14 protein-coding genes are annotated in these 19,223 nt (G+C 45.5%); 6 read left to right on the top strand and 8 right to left on the bottom strand.

Annotated features, from left to right (window positions below):
• Positions 1-15 precede the first annotated feature (15 nt).
• The gene (locus V7R42_RS14260) at positions 16-1,497 is read right to left on the bottom strand and encodes a methyl-accepting chemotaxis protein (protein WP_334020933.1); all 1,482 of its coding nucleotides are present in this window, start codon (positions 1,495-1,497) and stop codon (positions 16-18) included.
• Positions 1,498-1,661: 164 nt separating this feature from the next.
• On the opposite strand from V7R42_RS14260, the gene V7R42_RS14265 reads away from it, so the two are divergent.
• Positions 1,662-2,540: an ATP-grasp domain-containing protein gene (locus V7R42_RS14265; RefSeq protein ID WP_334020934.1), complete on the top strand. Its 879-nt coding sequence runs from the start codon at positions 1,662-1,664 to the stop codon at positions 2,538-2,540.
• Positions 2,541-2,610: 70 nt separating this feature from the next.
• On the opposite strand, the gene V7R42_RS14270 is transcribed toward V7R42_RS14265, so the two are convergent.
• From V7R42_RS14270 to V7R42_RS14285, 4 genes are all read right to left on the bottom strand, one after another.
• Positions 2,611-4,104, bottom strand: coding sequence for a DUF3300 domain-containing protein (locus V7R42_RS14270; protein WP_334020935.1), 1,494 nt, complete (start codon positions 4,102-4,104; stop codon positions 2,611-2,613).
• Between the two features lie 239 nt (positions 4,105-4,343).
• A complete protein-coding gene (ribA, locus tag V7R42_RS14275; protein ID WP_014947836.1) occupies positions 4,344-4,958 on the bottom strand; it encodes a GTP cyclohydrolase II in 615 nt (204 codons plus the stop codon).
• A 129-nt stretch (positions 4,959-5,087) separates the two neighbouring features.
• The gene (locus tag V7R42_RS14280) at positions 5,088-7,934 is read right to left on the bottom strand and encodes a putative bifunctional diguanylate cyclase/phosphodiesterase (protein WP_334020936.1); all 2,847 of its coding nucleotides are present in this window, start codon (positions 7,932-7,934) and stop codon (positions 5,088-5,090) included.
• Between the two features lie 88 nt (positions 7,935-8,022).
• A complete protein-coding gene (locus V7R42_RS14285; protein ID WP_334020937.1) occupies positions 8,023-8,340 on the bottom strand; it encodes a hypothetical protein in 318 nt (105 codons plus the stop codon).
• 104 nt (positions 8,341-8,444) lie between these two features.
• Here V7R42_RS14285 and V7R42_RS14290 point away from each other — a divergent pair, with 104 nt between their 5' ends.
• Positions 8,445-9,113 carry a glutathione S-transferase gene (locus V7R42_RS14290; RefSeq protein WP_334020938.1) on the top strand — a complete coding sequence of 223 codons (669 nt, stop codon included), beginning with the start codon at positions 8,445-8,447 and terminating at the stop codon, positions 9,111-9,113.
• Positions 9,114-9,197: 84 nt separating this feature from the next.
• Here the strand turns inward: V7R42_RS14290 and recQ are convergent, their stop codons facing one another.
• Positions 9,198-11,039, bottom strand: a complete 1,842-nt coding sequence (recQ, locus tag V7R42_RS14295) for a DNA helicase RecQ (protein WP_334020939.1) — start codon at positions 11,037-11,039, stop codon at positions 9,198-9,200.
• Positions 11,040-11,251: 212 nt separating this feature from the next.
• Here recQ and V7R42_RS14300 point away from each other — a divergent pair, with 212 nt between their 5' ends.
• From V7R42_RS14300 to rarD, 3 genes are all read left to right on the top strand, one after another.
• Positions 11,252-11,764, top strand: a complete 513-nt coding sequence (locus V7R42_RS14300; protein WP_334020940.1) for a thioesterase family protein — start codon at positions 11,252-11,254, stop codon at positions 11,762-11,764.
• An 86-nt stretch (positions 11,765-11,850) separates the two neighbouring features.
• Positions 11,851-13,188: a magnesium transporter gene (locus tag V7R42_RS14305; protein ID WP_334020941.1), complete on the top strand. Its 1,338-nt coding sequence runs from the start codon at positions 11,851-11,853 to the stop codon at positions 13,186-13,188.
• Between the two features lie 205 nt (positions 13,189-13,393).
• Entirely contained in the window at positions 13,394-14,308 is a 915-nt protein-coding gene (rarD, locus tag V7R42_RS14310; RefSeq protein WP_334020942.1) for an EamA family transporter RarD, read from the top strand.
• 157 nt (positions 14,309-14,465) lie between these two features.
• On the opposite strand, the gene V7R42_RS14315 is transcribed toward rarD, so the two are convergent.
• Together V7R42_RS14315 and uvrD are read right to left on the bottom strand one after the other, a co-directional pair.
• The gene (locus V7R42_RS14315) at positions 14,466-15,743 is read right to left on the bottom strand and encodes a GGDEF domain-containing response regulator (RefSeq protein ID WP_334020943.1); all 1,278 of its coding nucleotides are present in this window, start codon (positions 15,741-15,743) and stop codon (positions 14,466-14,468) included.
• A gap of 42 nt (positions 15,744-15,785) precedes the next feature.
• Complete coding sequence (gene uvrD / locus V7R42_RS14320; RefSeq protein ID WP_334020944.1) at positions 15,786-17,957, bottom strand: DNA helicase II; 2,172 nt, start codon at positions 17,955-17,957, stop codon at positions 15,786-15,788.
• A 450-nt stretch (positions 17,958-18,407) separates the two neighbouring features.
• Between uvrD and cysE the strand changes: the two genes are divergently transcribed.
• Complete coding sequence (cysE, locus tag V7R42_RS14325) at positions 18,408-19,214, top strand: serine O-acetyltransferase (protein ID WP_334020945.1); 807 nt, start codon at positions 18,408-18,410, stop codon at positions 19,212-19,214.
• Positions 19,215-19,223: the final 9 nt, after the last annotated feature.

A 19,223-nucleotide genomic window follows, 5' to 3' on the forward strand; every position in this document is an offset into this window, starting at 1 on the left:
CTTTAAGGGCTTTGGTTAAAGCTTAAAGCGTTCGATAGCACTGCGCATGCGCTGAGAAATTTGTGACAACACCTCGACCTCGCCAGCGAGCGATTCGGCGGTAGCTAGCTCTTCTGAAGTAAACTCACTCAAACGCGCCGTGCTTTGCGCAATTGAAGACGATGCAGTTTCTTGCTCAACCGCAGATGTCGCTATTTCGGTCATGCTCTCACTTGCTTCACGAATTTGCGTCATGATCTCTGTCATGGCTGAGGTCGCGTTGTTGCTTGAGATAACGGCTTCGTCGACCAATTGAATACAGGTTTGCATTTGCTCAACAGAGCTGGCGGTTTGAGCAACAAGTTGTTCAGTAATGCTTGTAATTTGATCAGCACTTTCTTTTGAGCGAATTGCTAAAGTACGCACTTCATCTGCGACAACAGCGAAACCACGACCGTGTTCCCCAGCTCGGGCTGACTCGATAGCAGCATTCAGCGCGAGCAAATTAGTCTGTTCCGCTACCGCTGTAATTGAGCGCATGGCATCGGAAATGTGTGAACATTGTTCGTTAAGCGCCGAGTTTGTCTGCGCAGCTGAATTTAGTGTATTGCGCAGTGAATCTATGGTTTGGCTTGTATTAGAGATGGAATCGCGCGTAGTTTGCGAAGAGTTCTGCGCTGCAGAGGCTTTGTCACTAGCAAGCGTTGTTTGCTCAGTAGACAACTGCATAGTCTGTGCAATTTCTTCTGACGATGCCGACACCATGGCAATCTCTTGGTCGGTATTCCTGCTGATTTCAAACATATTGTTTGCCGCTAGCTCCATCTTGTCACAGCCTTTTACTACCTCGTCAGTTAAGTTAGAAGCAAGCTCAATTAATGCCTTCACCTGATCGATTAGCTCAGCAAACGGCTTCACTATTTTGTGACCCCGATTAAGCTTAATAGATAAATCGAGTTTACCACCACCCTTTTGCATGCTCTCAATTGCTAAGCGCAGTTCAGCCGCTCCGGCACCCTCTTGATGACTTTGTTTGGCCATGTACATCAATACACCGCCTTCAGAAAGCGCGAATACTGCGTGCATCAATAATATAGGAAAGGTAACGTGCCCCTCTTCAAAAATAAATAACGGTGCACCACCAGCCTGTAAGAAGAAGAAAGAGATATGATGTACAGCAACAACCGTTGTGCCGGTTGCAACTACTTTCCAGTCTCTAAAGTAAGAGAGAAATGCAAGAAGAACAAAGATTTCAAAGTGTATTTCAATTAACCCGAATGACTGATGGATGTGTAGGGCTGTTAGTAGTTGAACACCGATAGCCATCGCATGACGGCTTATCGTTGAATAGGGGTTTTGCATACTAAGTACGAGTGGAACGGCAGCAATGGGAATACCCAGAACAAATGCAGGAAGAATCTCGCCGGTGTACAAACCGATGCCAATTGCAATGAGCAACTGAATTATAATCACAATGCGAAAAATCTTATGACCTTCCAGAAGCCAAGGGTACTGCATGCCAATCTCCGACAAGTATTTGGGATAAAGTGTAGGTTAAAAATGAGGGCCGTGCTAAATTTGCTTTAGTTTACGTAAGTTAAAGTATTTACGCTATTTAACTTTTGTATAGAAGTTACTGTTATTAAGAAAGTTTAACCTCCCAATGGCTTAAGGATACATCAATGCCTGCCGTCGCTTTTCTTTCTACTGACCACCTTGAAGAATTTTTTGTATACGACGAACTTTTGATCCCGGTTTTTAATGATAACGGTTGGTCTGTAGAAACTATATCCTGGCATAGTCATTCAGAAAATTGGGATAGGTTTGACTATGTGATAGTGCGCAGTACATGGGATTATCAGCAGCATCCAGAAGCTTTTTTGGCTTGTCTAAAGCAAATTGATGCGTCGAGCGCAACCTTACTCAATCCATTGCCGCTTATAAAGTGGAATATTGAAAAGCACTACTTAAAAGACTTACAGGACAGGGGCGTGCCTATTGTAAGTACACAGTGGAGCAATGCATTTAATAACAGTGTTATAGAAGGTGCATTTTCACATTTCAACAGTGACACCGTGGTGGTTAAACCTACGCTAAGCGCTAATGCTGATAATACATACAAGCTTTCAAAAGCCGATTGGCACGAAAATCAGCAAGTACTTTCCAATACATTTAATCAGCGTGATTTTATGGTCCAGCCATTTTTGCCCAGTGTAGTTGAAGAAGGGGAATACTCACTTTTTTATTTTGGAGGGAAGTACAGTCATGCTATCAAAAAGGTGCCGCAAAAAGGCGACTTCCGAGTACAAGAAGAACACGGTGGTAGCTTATATCCTACTACCGTGGACAAAGAACAATTAGATATTGCTCGAAGAGCATTGTCAGCAATGCCTTGTGAAGCACTTTATGCACGGGTAGATCTCGTTAGGCAAGGCAGTAGCTGGGCGATAATGGAACTTGAACTTATTGAGCCTTCTCTGTATTTCAACTTAGATGAACAATCTCCCCTTCGCTTTGTAAAAGCACTGGTAAATATTCATTCGGCTAAGCATTCAAAGTAAAAAGTGAGGACAGCCCCCGTCCCGTTTATGGTCCCAATAGAAGCCATAGCTAGCGCGCTTTTTTAATTGCCTAGGGCCTGTAGCTGTTACCTTTGGAAATATGTCTTTCAACGCGGGATACTTGCCTTTTCACTTTCTCGCTTCGATCCCGTTTTATTACTCTGTTTCTGCTAGCTTCAGGCACCTTTACTTGAGCACGGCGCACTGAAGGTGTGCTCATCCGTTCAGTTCGTCTGGGCTCACTGCTTTCTCGAACAACCTGCTTGTTTTGGGGGCTCGTTCTTTCAAGTCGCTCTCGATTCAAGCGCTGTTTACCCTGGCGCTGTAGTGCGTTTTCTCTATTAGCATATCGCTTAGACTCTGACGACGTCGAAATCCGAGCAGCTTTGTCGCGCTTCAACTGGTCTAGTGTTTGGTTTCTAGTTGGCTTCTCGCTTCTGGTCATCGCTTGATTGCGTTTTAGTGCGCGCTCAATGGATTGTTTGCGGTTTACCGAGTCTTGCTTGATCTGAAAACGACTTTCTCTGAGTGGCGTTATCTGTTGTGACGTGACCGTTCGTTTTATGGACTTGGTATTCTCACTGCGCGAAATGGGTCTTGCTGTGCGCTTTTCATTGTGGTGTGTCTGCGTATTGACTAATCGAATTTGCTTATTAGACAAATGCTTTGTTCGCAATACGTCCGCATGTTCATAGCGCGAAGGCGCACTGTGAATTACACGAGTAGAGTAACGCGCTCGGCGATGCACGCTATTGTGCTCCCAGCGACGATAGTCTCGGCTTATCACGCGTTTTCTTGGGCTACCGTGGTAATACCGGCGCACAGGCTCGCGGTGAATAACAACATGGCGGTTATGCCAGTGCACACTGCTAAAGAAAAAGAACGTAGAAAGGTGAATGCTTGGAGACCAATAGACATTGCTATGATGATGGTAGCTTACGTGATGACGCCAGCGAACTGGTGATGTTGTGTGCCACCAGTGACCGTATACAATATGTGGGTCGTAATAAGGCACATACACTACTTCCCGCTGACGCGGCTCAATGTAAATTATTTCGCGTGTAGTTTCACGCTCTCTTTCAACTTCAATGTAGTCGTTGGTCACTAAATTACCGGTGTTAAGGGCGTGTTGTCGAAGCACTTGTACTCGGTCTAGTACACGACTTTGATCAATTAATACATTGTCACCAAGTTGCTGCAACCACTCAAGATCATTCGCCATGGTATTGAGTAAGTCGCTAAATGAAGCGAGTGCTTTTACGCTGGGATCCCAGCTAACATTTGCCAATACATTTTCAACCTGCTCCGGCGTTAAATGCTTATTGCTTTGGCGCCAACGGTCGGCTGAAATTACATCTAGCGGGTAGGTAGCCGCAATCAGTATATGGGTGAGCAAGGTATCGGGATAAAGTGCAATGGGGGCAAGAACACTGTCTAATTCAGCGTTAGAATATTGCTGCGTTGATGCAGAAACTTGCGTAAGGCTGGCGTTCGACTGCCCTAAAACAGGCAGCGCCGAGACACTAGAAAGTGCGACAATCACAGATAAGGTTATGTTTCTCATACATTCTCCTTACATTGCTATGCGCATAAGCAACGGCTTTTCGCGTGCAATGTGGTAAGTCTGTATACGTTATAACCAGTCTATCATTAACCCAAGCTGAACAGAAAATATTCGCACTATACCCGTCCGCATAGATAATTACCCACTCAGCGAGACTTAAAATGTTCGTAATCGCGGCGTGTTAGCGTAGGTATTACGGAATCACATCCATTAATGTGGCCGTTTTTACAAGAGTTAGTCTATTTAAAAACGTGTGGGTCAAAAGCGTGACCAAGCTTTTCCGTTTTCGTTTTAAGGTAGTGTTTGTTGTCTTTCGTAATGCCGTGGTCAATCGGCTTTCTTGCTACCACGTCAATACCTAGTGCTTTCAGTGCCGCCAGCTTTTTCGGATTATTTGTCATAAGCTCAACGTGCTTGACGTTGAGGGTATCTAGCATCAGTTTGCAGATGTCGTAACTTCTAAGGTCTGCGTCAAAGCCTAGATGTTCGTTGGCTTCAACCGTGTCCATGCCACTATCTTGAAGGTTGTAGGCGCGAATTTTATTTAAAAGACCAATGCCGCGACCTTCTTGGCGGAGATATAAAAGTACGCCGTGTCCGTTATCAACAATATTCTGCATGGCTTTTTCTAATTGAAAACCACAGTCACAACGGGTACTAAATAAAGAATCACCTGTTAAGCATTCTGAATGAATACGAATTGGTACTACGTCGTCTTCTTTCCATTCTCCATAAGAGAGGGCAACGTGTTCTTGGCCGCTGGCTTCAACAAAACCATGTATTTTAAAATCACCCATTCGAGTGGGTAATTTTGCGGTACTGACGTATTCGTATTTAGGCTGTTTGCTACTCATGTTACTTCTACACTTTGGACAGTAGGCAATAAGTGGGGATGACTTCTTTTTTTGCAAGTCTACCACTTAATTATACGCGAGTAGACGCTTGTGCTATCACTTTTTTCGCAGGAGGTGTATTCCGTACGGTTATTGAAGTGGTGTAAAGTCATGTAGCGGGGCAGGCTTTGCAACGCTATAGCCCTGAGCAAAATCAATACCCATTTTGCCTAGTTGCGCCATAGTGCCTTCATTTTCAACAAATTCTCCTACAGTTTGCATACCCATGGCTTTCGCCACATCATTGATTGAAGCGACCATCGCCGTGTCTACACTGTCGTTAAGCATATCTTTAATAAAAATACCGTCAATCTTCACCTGACTAACAGGTAAGCTTTTGAGATAGCTGTACGAAGAAAAGCCGCTGCCGAAGTCATCTAGCGCGAAGGAACAGCCGAGTCGATTAAAGGTACGCATAAAGGCAAGGGTGTCTTCCATCTTTATTATTGCTACCGATTCGATTACCTCGAAACAGATCTTGTTATAAGGAATAGCAAAGGTTTCGAAGGCATTCAGAATGAAAAGAGTAAAATCTCTGTCTGCCAATGAATGGCAGTTAAGGTTAATACTGCATCGCCGTAATTCAGCCAGGTGCTCTGGATTTTCAGACAGCCATTTGAACGTATTTGTCACCACCCATTTATCGACATTTACATTCATTTCAAAACGCTCGGCCGTGGGCAAAAAGTTGGCTGGCTCAACGATATTGCCATCTTTTTCCTTCAGTCGTAGCAGTATTTCATAATAGTGGCCATCGCTGGCTTTGCTAAGAGGTCTGAGTGACTGGTAGTAAAGTATAAAGCGTCCTTCTTCCAGCGCGTTGTTTATTGATGAGACCCAGTCCAGTTCACATTGATAGCGCTGCATACTCTCATCATCTTTATTGTATTTATGAACCTGATTTCTACCTTGCTCTTTGGCAAAGTAGCAGGCGGCATCAGCCATGCTTAAATATTGCCCTGAGCTGACGTTGTTATCGTCGCACACGACCATGCCAATACTTACCCCCAAGTTGAAAATGCGGTTGTCCCACATGAATCGATAGGTTTGTACTGCATTGAGTATTTTCACCGCATTAAGATAAACCGTATCGGCATCTTTATTTGAATAAATAACGCCGAACTCATCACCCCCGAGTCTAGCTAACAGTGTGTCCGGTAATAGTACATTTTCAATAAGGCGGGCTAGGTCTTTTATCAACACATCTCCTGCTTTGTGACCGCAGGTGTCATTGACGACTTTAAATCGGTCTAAATCTAAAAAGAGCAGGCACGCAGGCAACTCGCTAGGGTTATGTACTTTTTCCTTGAAGACAGACTCAAACTGCCGTCTGTTGTATACGCCAGTAAGTGAATCGTGAGTAGCTAGATACTGCAGGCTTAAATCGGATTGCTTCTTCTCCGTAATATCAATAATTGAGCCGTACAAATAATTCCCTTCGGCGTTTTCTCGAACTTGGCAAGAAAGTGAGAACCAAAACTCTGTGCCGTCCACGCGTTTTCCTCGTATTTCTTTCCTGGTGACATGGCCTTGTTGTGATATTTCGCCTAATACTATATGTCTGTCTTCCGGTGATGCGTAAAAGGCTTTTGTGCTTGCCTCCTCGCTAAGCATTTCTTCTTCACTTTCATACCCAAACAATTTGCACATGGCAGGGTTAACTGAAATTAGTTTGCCGTCTAACGTTGATGTGTAATGACCTTCGGTGGAGTTTCGGAACAAATCATAAAAGTGATTCAAGTTAGCTATTGTTTCAGCTTGAGAGGAGAGCTTATGCTGATGGAGGGCTTGCTCTTTCGTAATGACGGCAAATCCGAAACATAGGAAACCTAAGGTTAAAAAGATGAGCATTCCTATAGCAACATCGACTGTATAAACAAGATCGCTGAGAAGGTTTTGCATCACTAGGGCGTAAAATGTAAAGAAAGACAGCCACGCTAGGGTATAAGTGATGCTAACTGCATTGCCTTTTTCTTTGAAGATAAGAGCAAGTGTGATGTGATACAGACCCATTACCACTATGAGTAGCAGCAGCGTAATTGTGACCATGTACGCATTTACGGTAAAACAGTAGATTGTGGCAGCAATAGGCAAGGCATAATTGAGCAGCCTTAACGAAAATGGCACGCGGTCAAATAGGTGATGAGTAACCTTAGCAATACACAGTAATAGTACGCAGAAGCAAACGGCATAAAAACGCTCGCTGGCATTGGTTAGGCTGGGCCAAATTGCAAGGCCCCCTTGCGTAATGAACAGCAACGCAATAAGCACCAATGACGACATAGTTAACCAAAAACGAGTAGGAATGCGCTGATACAAGTAGGAGAAAAGAAAATAAAAGGTAAGGAGTGCCATTACTCCCGATACCGCACCAAGCAAAGTCAGCATGTTAGTGTCGTGTTGGGCAAGCTGATCTTTCTCCCATAGGGTCATGGGAAAAAATGTAAGCCCTTCGTCTTTCACTGCTATGAGTAATCGGGCGTCTTGATAAGGTTGGAGTGTGAAAGCAAGCCTGATATTTGGAAGCGGCTGTCTTAACGAATGGTCACCTTTACCGGCTTGATAACGGTACGATTTTATAATTCGCTGACTGCTGTCCAGAAGATAAATTTGCAAGTCGTCAACGTTTAAACGGTCGATATTGAGCACTAAAGGAATCGGGCTATAGCCCGTATGCGCAAGCTCTGTTGAATACCACAATCGTACTTTTGAAGAAGCTGTCGCCTCTGATGCATTTGACGCGCTTCCCGTCAACACATCAAAATAGGTCGCACTACTTGGTGCGATTGATACCTGAGCATAGTGGTTGATGATTTCCTTTTCAAAAGACTCATCAATGATTAGCTGTGGAGTGGCAAAGGCACTTATGCTTAAAACCAACCAACTAATGAGCAAAGTTGCGATGTACTTTATTAGCTGAGATATTGGCACTAGCATGCTCCTTGAAGCGCTAATTATGTGTTTTCTTTAGAATAATACTAGTCTGCCCTAAAAGCCAAACAGAAAGAAAAAGGGGAGATGACGTTTACGCGCTTTGAAGGTACTGGTAAATTGCGCTAGGTGACTGCTGAGTACCTATCGGCTCAAGCCAAATCGCTTCGCAAAGCCACTCGATGCAAAGCATACACTGAAAATGTGTTTCGCTGGGCCGAGTAGTAACAAGTGCCTGAAAGCGATCTGCACCCCAATCCGCATCAGAAAGCGAAAAGTGAAAAAACTCACAAAACTGTTGTGTCCATTGCTGAGTTTTAAGAGGTGTTGTTGGTAAGTCAACGCGGATTTCTACGCTTTGTTCGTTAACCACCGCGTGCTGTTTAATATCATTTTTTGTAAAAGGCTGCATAGAACTTATCAATTTACTGGTTTTGTAAACCCGCTCGCTCAAAAAAGTGTATATAGTACAACAGAAAAACAATAGCGTTAATTCAAGCGTATTAAGGACGGGGTATGCTAACACTTCACCATTTGAATAACTCTCGCTCGCAGCGAATTTTATGGCTGCTTGAAGAGCTAGGCGTAGAGTATAAAATAGAATTTTATCAACGAGACAGCAAAACTAACTTGGCACCTGACGCATTGCGCGCTGTTCATCCGTTAGGACGCTCTCCGGTACTTACTACGCCACACGGTGCCATTGCAGAATCTGGCGCTATAGTAGAATACCTTGTTCGCCATCACGCTACGAATTCATTTTCAGTACCCCAAGATCCTGAGGCGCTTCAACAGTATTGGTTCTGGCTGCATTTCGCTGAAGGCTCACTAATGCCACCATTAGTGGCAAACTTGGTGCTGGAAAAAGCGCGTCAGAAAGGTTCGAAACCCTTCTTTATTAAGCCCATCACTAACAGGCTGATAGACGGGATATTAAACGCCTACTATGGCCCTAATTTAGCGCAAAGTTTGCGATACGTAGAGTCTTACCTAGCGAAAAACACCTGGTTTGCGGGAGATGCGCCCAGTGGCGCTGATGTCCAAATGATATTCCCGTTAGAGTCGCTGGTGGCTAGCGGGCGAGCAAAAGATTTTAGCGCTATTCAAGGCTACGTTAAGCGGGTTCATGCCAGAGAAGCCTACAAAGCTGCGCTTGAAAAAGGGGGAGAATACGCTTACGCCTAGTGTGTTCATTTCCACAGCGTGCCCTTTCAATTAGTGCCAAACCCTGCGACCATCTGAGAAACAAACTCAGGTGGTCTGTAGGCCTTAGTGTTCTCGATTTATATAGTCGTCAATGAGCTGAATAAAGGCCTCGCCATAGCGTTCTAATTTGGTGTGGCCTACGCCGCTTACATCTAATAAAGTGTTGCGCGTGGTAGGGAGTTTACATGCCATATCCACCAAGGTGGCGTCGCTGAATACTACGTACGGTGGTACTTCATTTTCTTCTGCCAACACCTTACGTAAATGCTTAAGGCGCGTGAACAAAGTTCTGTCGTAATTGGCTGGCGCTTGTTTGGCTTTTTTCTTATCGGGCTTAAATTCAAGCCTCGGAACGGCAAGCTGAACAGCGACTTCACTTTTTAGCACGGGCCTTGCGGCCTCGGTCAAGCGCAACGCGGCATGAGCAGTAATATCAACGCGAATAAGCCCTTTGTGAACAAGCTGGTTGATAATGTTGTGCCAGTAGCTGTCCGACTTATCTTTTCCTATGCCGTATGTAGAAAGCTGGTGGTGACCTGCTTCCTGCAGGCGCCTAAGCTGCTTGCCTCGCAACACATCAATCACGTATTGGCTGGAGGCTTGCTGTGAGAGCCTAAGTACGCACGACAGGACTTTTTGTGCAATCACTAAACCGTCAATCATTTTTGGCGGGTCTAAACAGATATCACAGTTGCCACAGGCGCTGTCACTGAACTGAGAGAAGTAGTTCAGCAATACTTGTCTACGACAGGTTTGTGCCTCTGAAAAGGCTTCCATAGCCGCAAATTTTTGCAGTTCTATTTGGTTGCGCTCGGGTATTTCACCTTGCTCTATCCATTGCTTTACACGGGCCGCGTCTTTTTCATCAAACAAGAGTAGTGCTTCTGACTCTAGGCCGTCTCGCCCAGCTCGGCCGGTTTCCTGATAATAGCTTTCAACACTGCGCGGGACGTCGTGATGCACCACATAACGCACGTTCGATTTGTTAATACCCATACCAAAGGCTACGGTGGCCACCACAATATCAATTTTGTCGTTGAGGAATTGGCGCTGTACCAGCTCGCGCTCGTCGTTATCCATACCCGCGTGATATGCCGCACAGCGAAAGCCTTGTCTGAATAATTTAGCGTGCAGGTCGTCGACTTTCGCTCGACTGTTGCAGTAAATAATGCCGCTACCTTCCTGCTGTTTTACGTATGCAACAACTTGGTCGAAAGCCTTGTACTTGCTCATTACACGGTAGCGAATATTGGGTCTGTCAAAGCTACCTCTATAAACCAGTGGCTCGTTAAGGTTTAGCTGTGTCAGTATGTCTGCTTGGGTGGCTGAATCTGCAGTAGCCGTTAATCCAATAACAGGAATAGAGGGGAAGCGAGATTTTATTTGCCCCAGAGCGCGATAATCCTGCCTGAAATCGTGCCCCCAATGGGAAACGCAGTGCGCTTCATCAATGGCAAACAAGGCAATACTGGCGTGTGCCAGCGACTGCTGAAAATAGTACTGCATTAAGCGCTCAGGCGACACATATAGTAAGTCGAGTTTTCCAGCTTGCAATGCGTCATTAATGTGCGCTTGTTCATCTGCTTCAAGCGTCGAATTGAGATAGGCGGCTTTTACGCCTAGCGCCTTAAGCTGCTCCACCTGGTCCTGCATTAGCGAAATGAGCGGCGATACAACAATAGCGGTACCGGAGCGCACTAATGCAGGAATTTGATAGCACAGCGACTTACCTCCACCTGTTGGAAGCAAAACAAGTGCGTCTTTACCTTCACATACCTGGTGAATGACTTCGCCTTGACCGTCGCGAAAAACATCGTAACCAAACACATCTTTTAAGATGGTTTCTGGTGTCTTTTCCCGTTGCGTTTCTGGCGCTAATTCTGATGAAGCTATTGCAGTTGTCATGGCGCAGGATTTTACGCTTTTTTCCCGATGTCTTCACGGGGCAATTTAAAAAACTAGACTAAAATTCAGCGACAGTGCTAAACGGGGGCAGTCGTTTTCATAATTTATTTTGATTTAATATCATTGTTTGGATGAATTTCCGTCAAACTCACATTCGGTAGTAATGTTCCTATTCAGAAGCAACTCAAAGGTTATTTCACTAAGGAAAGCGAGTGGATAAAAATACGCCAAATAAACGACAAGCGAGCGACAGCGAAACGCTTGACCATCAACGAATGATTAAACATGTAATTGGTCTTTTTCGTGATACTATGCCGTTTAACCAGTTGTTGGGCCTGGAATTTGTCACTGAGGGAAAGGGGCTGGACACACAAGTTTCCCTACATCTTGATTGGCAACCAGCGCTTACCGGCAACCCAATGCAAAAAATCCTACACGGCGGTGTAACAGCGACTATGCTAGACACCATCGGCGGTTTAGTTTCAATCATAGAAACCATCAAGCAAACCGCACACGAGGACCTTGAGGATCTTCAGGTTAGATTGCCCACCATGGGTACGGTCGATATGCGTGTTGACTACCTTAGGCCAGGAAGGGGGGAGCGCTTTATTGCGACAGCGATGATAATACGCAAGGGTAGTAAGTTGGTGGTTTGCAGAATGGAATTGCACAACGAAAAAGGCGATCATATAGCCTTTGGCACAGGTACATATATGCTGGGATAGCAGTCTTTTAATGGGTTTCCATTATCCTGTAATGCCAGTGGCTATGTTGTGTAAAGGAAGTGAGCGGTATTTACGGGAGGTGTAGCATGGCTGAGCCATTACCAGATTTAATTGAAGAGATTGTTACCGAAAGTATGGGTGATGATCCGGCGACCTTGTTAGCCACCCTAGCAGGGCAAGACGAGGTGTACATCGCATCACTGTTAGAGTCGCTGCCCGTAGAAAAACGCTTGGCAGTGTGGGAAGGCATTCCTCGCGACCGTAAGCTCGACGTATTGGTTGAGATGCGTAGCGACCCCCGTGAAATTCTTATCGACAATACGCCGCACGACGAATGGACGTCTATTTTTGCTGATATAGATGCAGAGGATTTACTAGAGCTACTTGATTCATTGCCAAAACGCCTAGTCGATATGGCTTATGAGTCCCTTGATTCTAAAGAGCGAAAGTACTTCAGAGAAGCCACACAGTTTCCCGATAACCAAATAGGACACTGGGTGAACCACGATCAGTTAGTGCTGCCATCGAATGCGAAAGTACGCGAAGGATTGCGCTTGCTAAGACGTGACATTCCTCAGCACTGTGACAGCATTTTTTTGGTGAATCGTTCAGGTCAATTTTCTGCGCTGGTTAAAATTAGCCACCTTTTCAATGCGCAAGATCACGTGTCGCTATTCGATTTGTCGGAAGAAAGTGTGACGACCATTCAAGGGGCTGACGACACAATGAATGCGTCGCTTCTTGTTCAGCGCTCAGGACTCGCCTCGTTGCCGGTGGTTGATGAAAATAATAAGCTTCTCGGGCGATTAGATGTGACCTCGGCAAGTGAGTTGGTTAATGAGTTTTACGAACGCCAAGTAATGGCTTCGGCCGGTATGGACGAGGACGAAGACTTATTCTCGCCAGTGGCGAAAAGTGCGAAAAATCGTGCACTCTGGCTGGGAATTAACCTTCTCACGGCATTCTTAGCCTCGTGGTTCATTGGGTTATTTGAAGGCACGCTACAACAAGTTGTTGCGCTAGCGGTACTTATGCCAGTGGTGGCGAGCATGGGAGGTATCGCAGGAAGTCAAACACTAACCCTAATTGTGCGCGGTCTGGCGCTAGGGCAGGTTACACCCGCTAACTTACGGGCGCTGATGGTGAAAGAGCTTAAAGTAGGCGGTGTTAACGGCGTTATTTGGGCTTTGGTGATAGGCGTGGTTGCCTATTTTTGGTTTACCGACGCTATGCTAGGTTTGGTTATTTGTTTAGCCATATTGTTCAACATTGTAGCCGCCGCCCTAGCGGGTGTGTTCGTACCTGTAATTTTGGATAAGTTAAAAATAGATCCTGCGTTGTCGGGCTCGGTAATTCTAACAACCGTTACTGACATTGTAGGCTTTGTGGCGTTCTTAGGTTTGGGCACACTGTTTCTTCTATAAGCTTGTTCCTGTTTAACGCTGTAAGGTGACAAATGCGGCCAAGGCCCCACGGTATGAGCACATTCAGTGGGGCTGTGTCATTTTTCGTAAATCATGACGCGTGTTACACGCCTTTTGCCGCATTGGAAAGCGCTGAGGGTTGTGTATCCACCTAACCTGATAAACAATACGCGCCTTCATCCCCCGAATTTCGTTGGAGTCAGTCTTGTCTAAGCAAGCCAGTGCCGCTCAAGTTGGCGTTATTTGTGCTATTGCCGCATACAGTATGTGGGGTATTGCACCTGTTTATTTCAAACAGTTGATGGTATTGCCTGCGGCTGAAATTTTAATGCACAGGGTAATTTGGTCAGTAGTGCTTTTGGTGGGGCTTATTGCCGCGCTAAAGCAATGGCCAAAAGTAGGCGCCGCCCTTCGCAATAAACGGGTTATGCAGATTTTATTCGTCGCCGGTCTGTTACTCGGAGCGAACTGGCTCTTGTTTATATGGGCAATTAATAACGACCATATTCTTGATGCAAGTCTTGGCTATTACATTAACCCTCTTATTAACGTGTTTTTAGGGCGACTTTTCTTAGGTGAACGGTTACGCAATTTACAGCGCGTGGCAGTAGGGCTTGCGGTTATTGGTGTAGCTATTCTTGTTTTATCATATGGCCATGTGCCGTGGATTGCTCTGGTGCTGGCGGGAAGTTTTAGCGTATACGGGTTGTTGCGTAAGCAAGTGGCGGTAGATTCGCTGCCTGGCCTTTTCATCGAGACCTTAATGCTTTCACCGTTAGCTATTTTTTACTGGATATTCTTCGGGTCTGAATACAGCAATTTATTTAATAACGACGCCACGCTAAATACCCTTATTTTAGCGGCTGGTATTGTGACTACAGCGCCACTACTTTGTTTTACCGCTGCAGCAAGGCGCATTATGTATTCCACACTAGGCTTCTTTCAATACATTGGGCCGACGCTCATGTTCGTGCTGGCGGTTTACCTTTATGGCGAACCCCTTGAAGAGTCGCGTTTGGTTACCTTCGGTTTTGTATGGTGTGCACTTATCCTGTTTAGTGCCGACTCGCTAGTCAATTACCGGAGTCAGCGTAAAGCGCGAAAGCTAGCGGAAGAGTAGAGACTTATTCTCGAAGCCCTGAGTGACATCGAGCCAAACGCAAAACGGTAGCGTTAAGCGCCCTTTTTCGAGAGCACCGCGCTTTTTGTAATATTGGGTAATATAAATGCTTTGTGAAGAAGTACTGGCTTAAGCGGCGGTGGGTTAAGTGAAACAATTAAAGCAGTGAGCCTTGCGCTTGTTGAGGTGTATCAGGTGGCTCGCTTTTGACCTGATTGCGACCGCTATTTTTTGCGGCGTAAAGCTGCTTGTCAGCTAAGCTCAATAGCTTATCCACGCGCTGGGTATAGGCGCCGCTTACCCCAATACTGCAGGTCACTTTAATGTCTGTTTTAGGCAGTCGAATAACTTCAGCTTCCACCACCTTTCTGAAATCTTCTAAACGTTCACATGCTTTGTCTAGGGGCGTTGAAGGCATGTAAATACAAAATTCTTCGCCGCCGAATCGGGAAATAATTTCATCTGGAAAATAAAACTCAATAAGCGCTGCTAAGGCTTTTAGTACAATGTCACCGGCGTCATGACCATGGGTATCGTTTATCGACTTGAAAAAATCGAGGTCAATGAGGGCGAGAGCGTGATCTTCAGATAAGCTTTGATGTTGAACCGTGACCATGTAGAAGAAATGGCGTCTATTTGGCAAACCCGTTAGATAATCAGTGTTGGCTACACGGCGAATTTCTTCAACGCTCTCAATATATTCTACGTTTTGCATCACGCGACATAAGAACTCTTCATGACAGTAGGGCACGCGTAAAAAGTCATTTGCACCACTTTTAATGAAATGTGCAGACATTAACATACCTTTGCCTCCGGCTATGCCCATGATGGCAAGTTGCTCTTTTGAGAAGGCTTTTCTTAAGCTGGCTACAAAATGTGTACCTGTCATATCCGGTAAGGTGTTGTCGGTAATAACAAGGCGTACATTTTTATGCTCAGACAAGCATTGCATTGCGTCTGTAGCCGTTAAGCATTCAAACGCAATAAAGTTATGACGCTGAAGTAATGAAACCGTTCTTGAACGCAACACTCGGTTAGTACTTACTACAACAACCCCAGTAGACTTGTTCTTTTCCAAGCGACTAATAAGGCGATTTAGGTAGTCGTAATTTTGTGAATTTTCTTTGGGGATGTAATCGACAACGTCTCGTTCAAGAACTTTATCGCGAATAGCGCTATCTAAACTTTCGGTTGTTGCTATGGTGGGAATGAAAGACTCAACCGTAAAGTCGATAGCTTCGCCTTTTGGTGCATCGGGAAGCGAGTATGCAACAATGGCGCACAGAAAAGTTTCCGGCATGTTCTGCGCAAACCTTGCTTTTCCTTCGGTAAGCGACGTTGCACCGACGGGGGTAAGGCCCGCTCGGCGTACTAATTTCGCTATAAGTTCAAGGTTGCCTTCACCATTTTCGATGATCAGCACGTGTTGCTGCATACATTTCAACTTAGGTTTAGGCTACCTTGCCTATTGATTATGTTACGCTTTCTCCAGCTTTGCGTAAGCTAGTACCAGCCATTTGCTGCCAAATTCGTCGAAGTTTACTTGAACTCGACCGTGCTCACCACTCCCTTCGTAGTTAAGTACGATCCCTTCACCAAATTTACGGTGTACAACGCGCTCACCTAAACTAAAACCTGTTTCTTCAAAACTGGCGTGCGACGTCGCTTGACTAAAGCGGTTGTGTACCGGACGCGAAATTGTGGATTTTAGTCTCACTTCCTCCACGCAGTCTGCTGGCATTTCGCGAATAAATCGAGACGCAGTATGATACTTATCTTGTCCATATAATCGACGACTTTCTGCATAAGTGATATACAACTTTTGCATAGCTCTCGTCATTCCAACATAGCAAAGTCTGCGTTCTTCTTCCATCCGACCTGGTTCGTCATTGGTCATTTGGCTTGGGAACATACCTTCTTCCACGCCAGCTAAAAAGACCAATGGAAACTCGAGGCCTTTAGCGGTGTGAATGGTCATCATCTGCACTGCGTCCTGGTCTTTATCTGCCTGAGTCTCCCCCGCTTCTAATGATGCATGGGCTAGGAAGGCTGCTAAAGGTGACATCTCTTCAGCTTCTTCAGGTACGATAAAGGTTTTACACGCGGTCACCAGTTCTTCTAAGTTCTCTAGTCGCGCTTGCGCTTTTTCTCCACGCTCTGCTTGGTACATCGCGTATAGGCCAGACTGACGAATAGCTTTGTCGGCTTGTTGGTCAAGGGGCTCATCAAGTGTGGCTTGCTCCAGCTCTGTAATGAGCAACACAAAGCTTTGCATGGCGTTTAACGCTCGGCCCTTAAAGCCTCCCTCGTTAATTAGCAACTGGCACGCCTGCCACATTGAACAGTTGTGCATTCGCGCGGTATCGCGCACTTGCGAAAGGGTTTTTTCGCCAATGCCACGACTTGGGGTGTTTACCACGCGCTCAAAAGCAGCGTCATCATGCGGATGGCTTACCATGCGCATATATCCAAGAGCATCTTTAATTTCTTGGCGTTCAAAGAATCGTAGACCACCGTATATGCGATAGGCTAACCCTTCGTGTAATAACGCTTCTTCCAGTACTCGTGACTGGGCGTTGTTTCTATAAAGAATTGCGGTATCGCTAAGGGCGTTGCCTTGATTAAGCCAGTCTTTGATTTTCGACACGATAAAGCGCGCTTCATCAAGTTCGTTAAAACCCGCATAAACAGAAATAAGCTCACCTTGCGCATCGTCCGTCCAAAGCTCTTTCCCTAAACGGCCCGTATTGTTGTCGATAACCGTGTTTGCCGCTTTGAGAATGTTTCCCGTAGAGCGGTAATTTTGTTCAAGACGAATAGTAGTAGGCTCGTTGAAGTCTTTCAGGAAGTGCTGAATATTATCTACGTTCGCGCCACGCCAACCGTAAATAGACTGGTCGTCATCACCAACGATCATAATGTTGTTACCGCCGCCACTGCATAGCATACGAAGCCATGCATACTGGATATTGTTGGTATCTTGGAATTCGTCTACCAACACTGCACGGAAACGACGTTGATAATGTGCTAATACTTCTGGATTTTTAGCCCATAATTCATGGGCGCGTAGCAACAACTCAGCAAAGTCCACCAAGCCTGAGCGGTCGCAAGCGTCTTGATAAGCAGCATAGACCTCGCGCATGGTTTTTTGGATATGATCGCCATGGGTTTCAATATGCTGAGGGCGCAAGCCTTCGTCTTTATTACCGTTTATATACCACTGTATTTGACGCGGCGCCCAATGCTTTTCATCCAAGTTCATGGCTTTGAGAATGCGGCGAATGAGTCGATACTGGTCGTCCGAATCAATTATCTGGAAATTCTCAGGCAAATTGGCTTCTGCGTGATGGGCGCGTAACAGACGGTGTGCAAGCCCGTGGAAAGTACCAATCCACATGTTGTGAAGGCTGCGTCCCATCAATGACTCTATACGGCCACGCATCTCTTTGGCCGCTTTATTGGTAAAGGTCACAGCCAAAATGGAAAAAGGGGCGATGTTTTCGACTTCCATCAACCACGCGATGCGATGTACCAATACTCGGGTTTTACCACTGCCCGCGCCAGCCAATACAAGGGCGTTAGACAGTGGGGCTGCTACTGCTTCACGCTGTTTGTCGTTTAGCTCGTCTAGCAGTCGAGATACATCCATAGTGTGGTACCTGTTAGTTGATAGTGTTATACATTCAGCAGCGCGTTATTATGCCACCCGACTGTTAATTTATACAGTCCTGTTTTCCCGTTGCATGCAAAACCCCGTACTTTTTAACCTGCGCTTAGATTGGGGCGGTAAGTATTTCTTGCTGAAATAAACGCGTGTTTTCTTCGGTCTAGTAGTAGCGGCGAAAGCACTTATGGCGACAGAAGGAAGATTCAGTGTTATACGCATGTAAAATACGGTTATTAGCTATAACGAATTAATTCGATAAATTGATCGAATTATTCGCTTGGTCGGTATCACATCTGTATTGCGTCACGTCAAACTCAGGTACACTTTCTACCGGATTTTTTGGTTAGCATTGCAGTGCTTGCCAGTAACGGGTTGGTCCGCTTACTCAATTTTCTAACAGTACACAGCATTTTTATATTACAGGACATGCTCATGACCGCACTTTCTACGCCCATCGATTTTTGGTCGACGCTAAAACAAGAAGCGCAAGTTGTTGCTGAAAACGAGCCTTTATTGTCCAGCTATGTTCATGCCAGTGTTCTTGCACACCACAACTTTGAATCCTCGTTAAGTTTTATTCTGTCAAATAAAATGGCAGATGACGTTATGCCTGCGCTCGCTATACGCGAAGTGTTTGATGAAGCTTACTTACTTGAGCCAGGTATTAGTGAAGCGGCTATCGCAGATATCCTAGCGATAAAAGCGCGGGATGCGGCTGTCAATGATTACCTTACTTCTTTGCTACACTTTAAAGGCTTTCATGCTGTACAAGTGCACAGAATGGCACATTATCTTTGGGTTCATGGTCGTCATCAGCTTGCTTTATTCTTACAAAGTCGTAACTCGGCAAGTTTTGGTGTAGATATTCATCCAGCCGCGCGCATAGGCAAAGGCGTAATGTTTGACCACGCAACCGGCATTGTGGTGGGTGAAACCGCAGTGGTTGAAGACAACGTGTCTATTTTACAGAGTGTTACGTTAGGGGGGACCGGTAATGAGTCGGGCGACCGTCACCCTAAAATTCGCCAAGGCGTGTTAATTGGTGCTGGCGCCAAGATCCTTGGAAATATTGAGATAGGCGAAGGCTCAAAAGTAGGTGCAGGTAGCGTTGTCCTCAATAGCGTACCGGCTCACGTTACTGTAGTGGGTGTGCCAGCTAAGGTCGTTGGGAGACCGGTTTGCCAAAGCCCATGTGAATCGATGCGCCAAAACGTACTAGAAGATAACTCCCACATGTAAAATTGGGGT

Origin of the sequence: Alteromonas sp. S015, from assembly GCF_036864485.1 — a bacterium.
Lineage (GTDB): Bacteria > Pseudomonadota > Gammaproteobacteria > Enterobacterales > Alteromonadaceae > Alteromonas.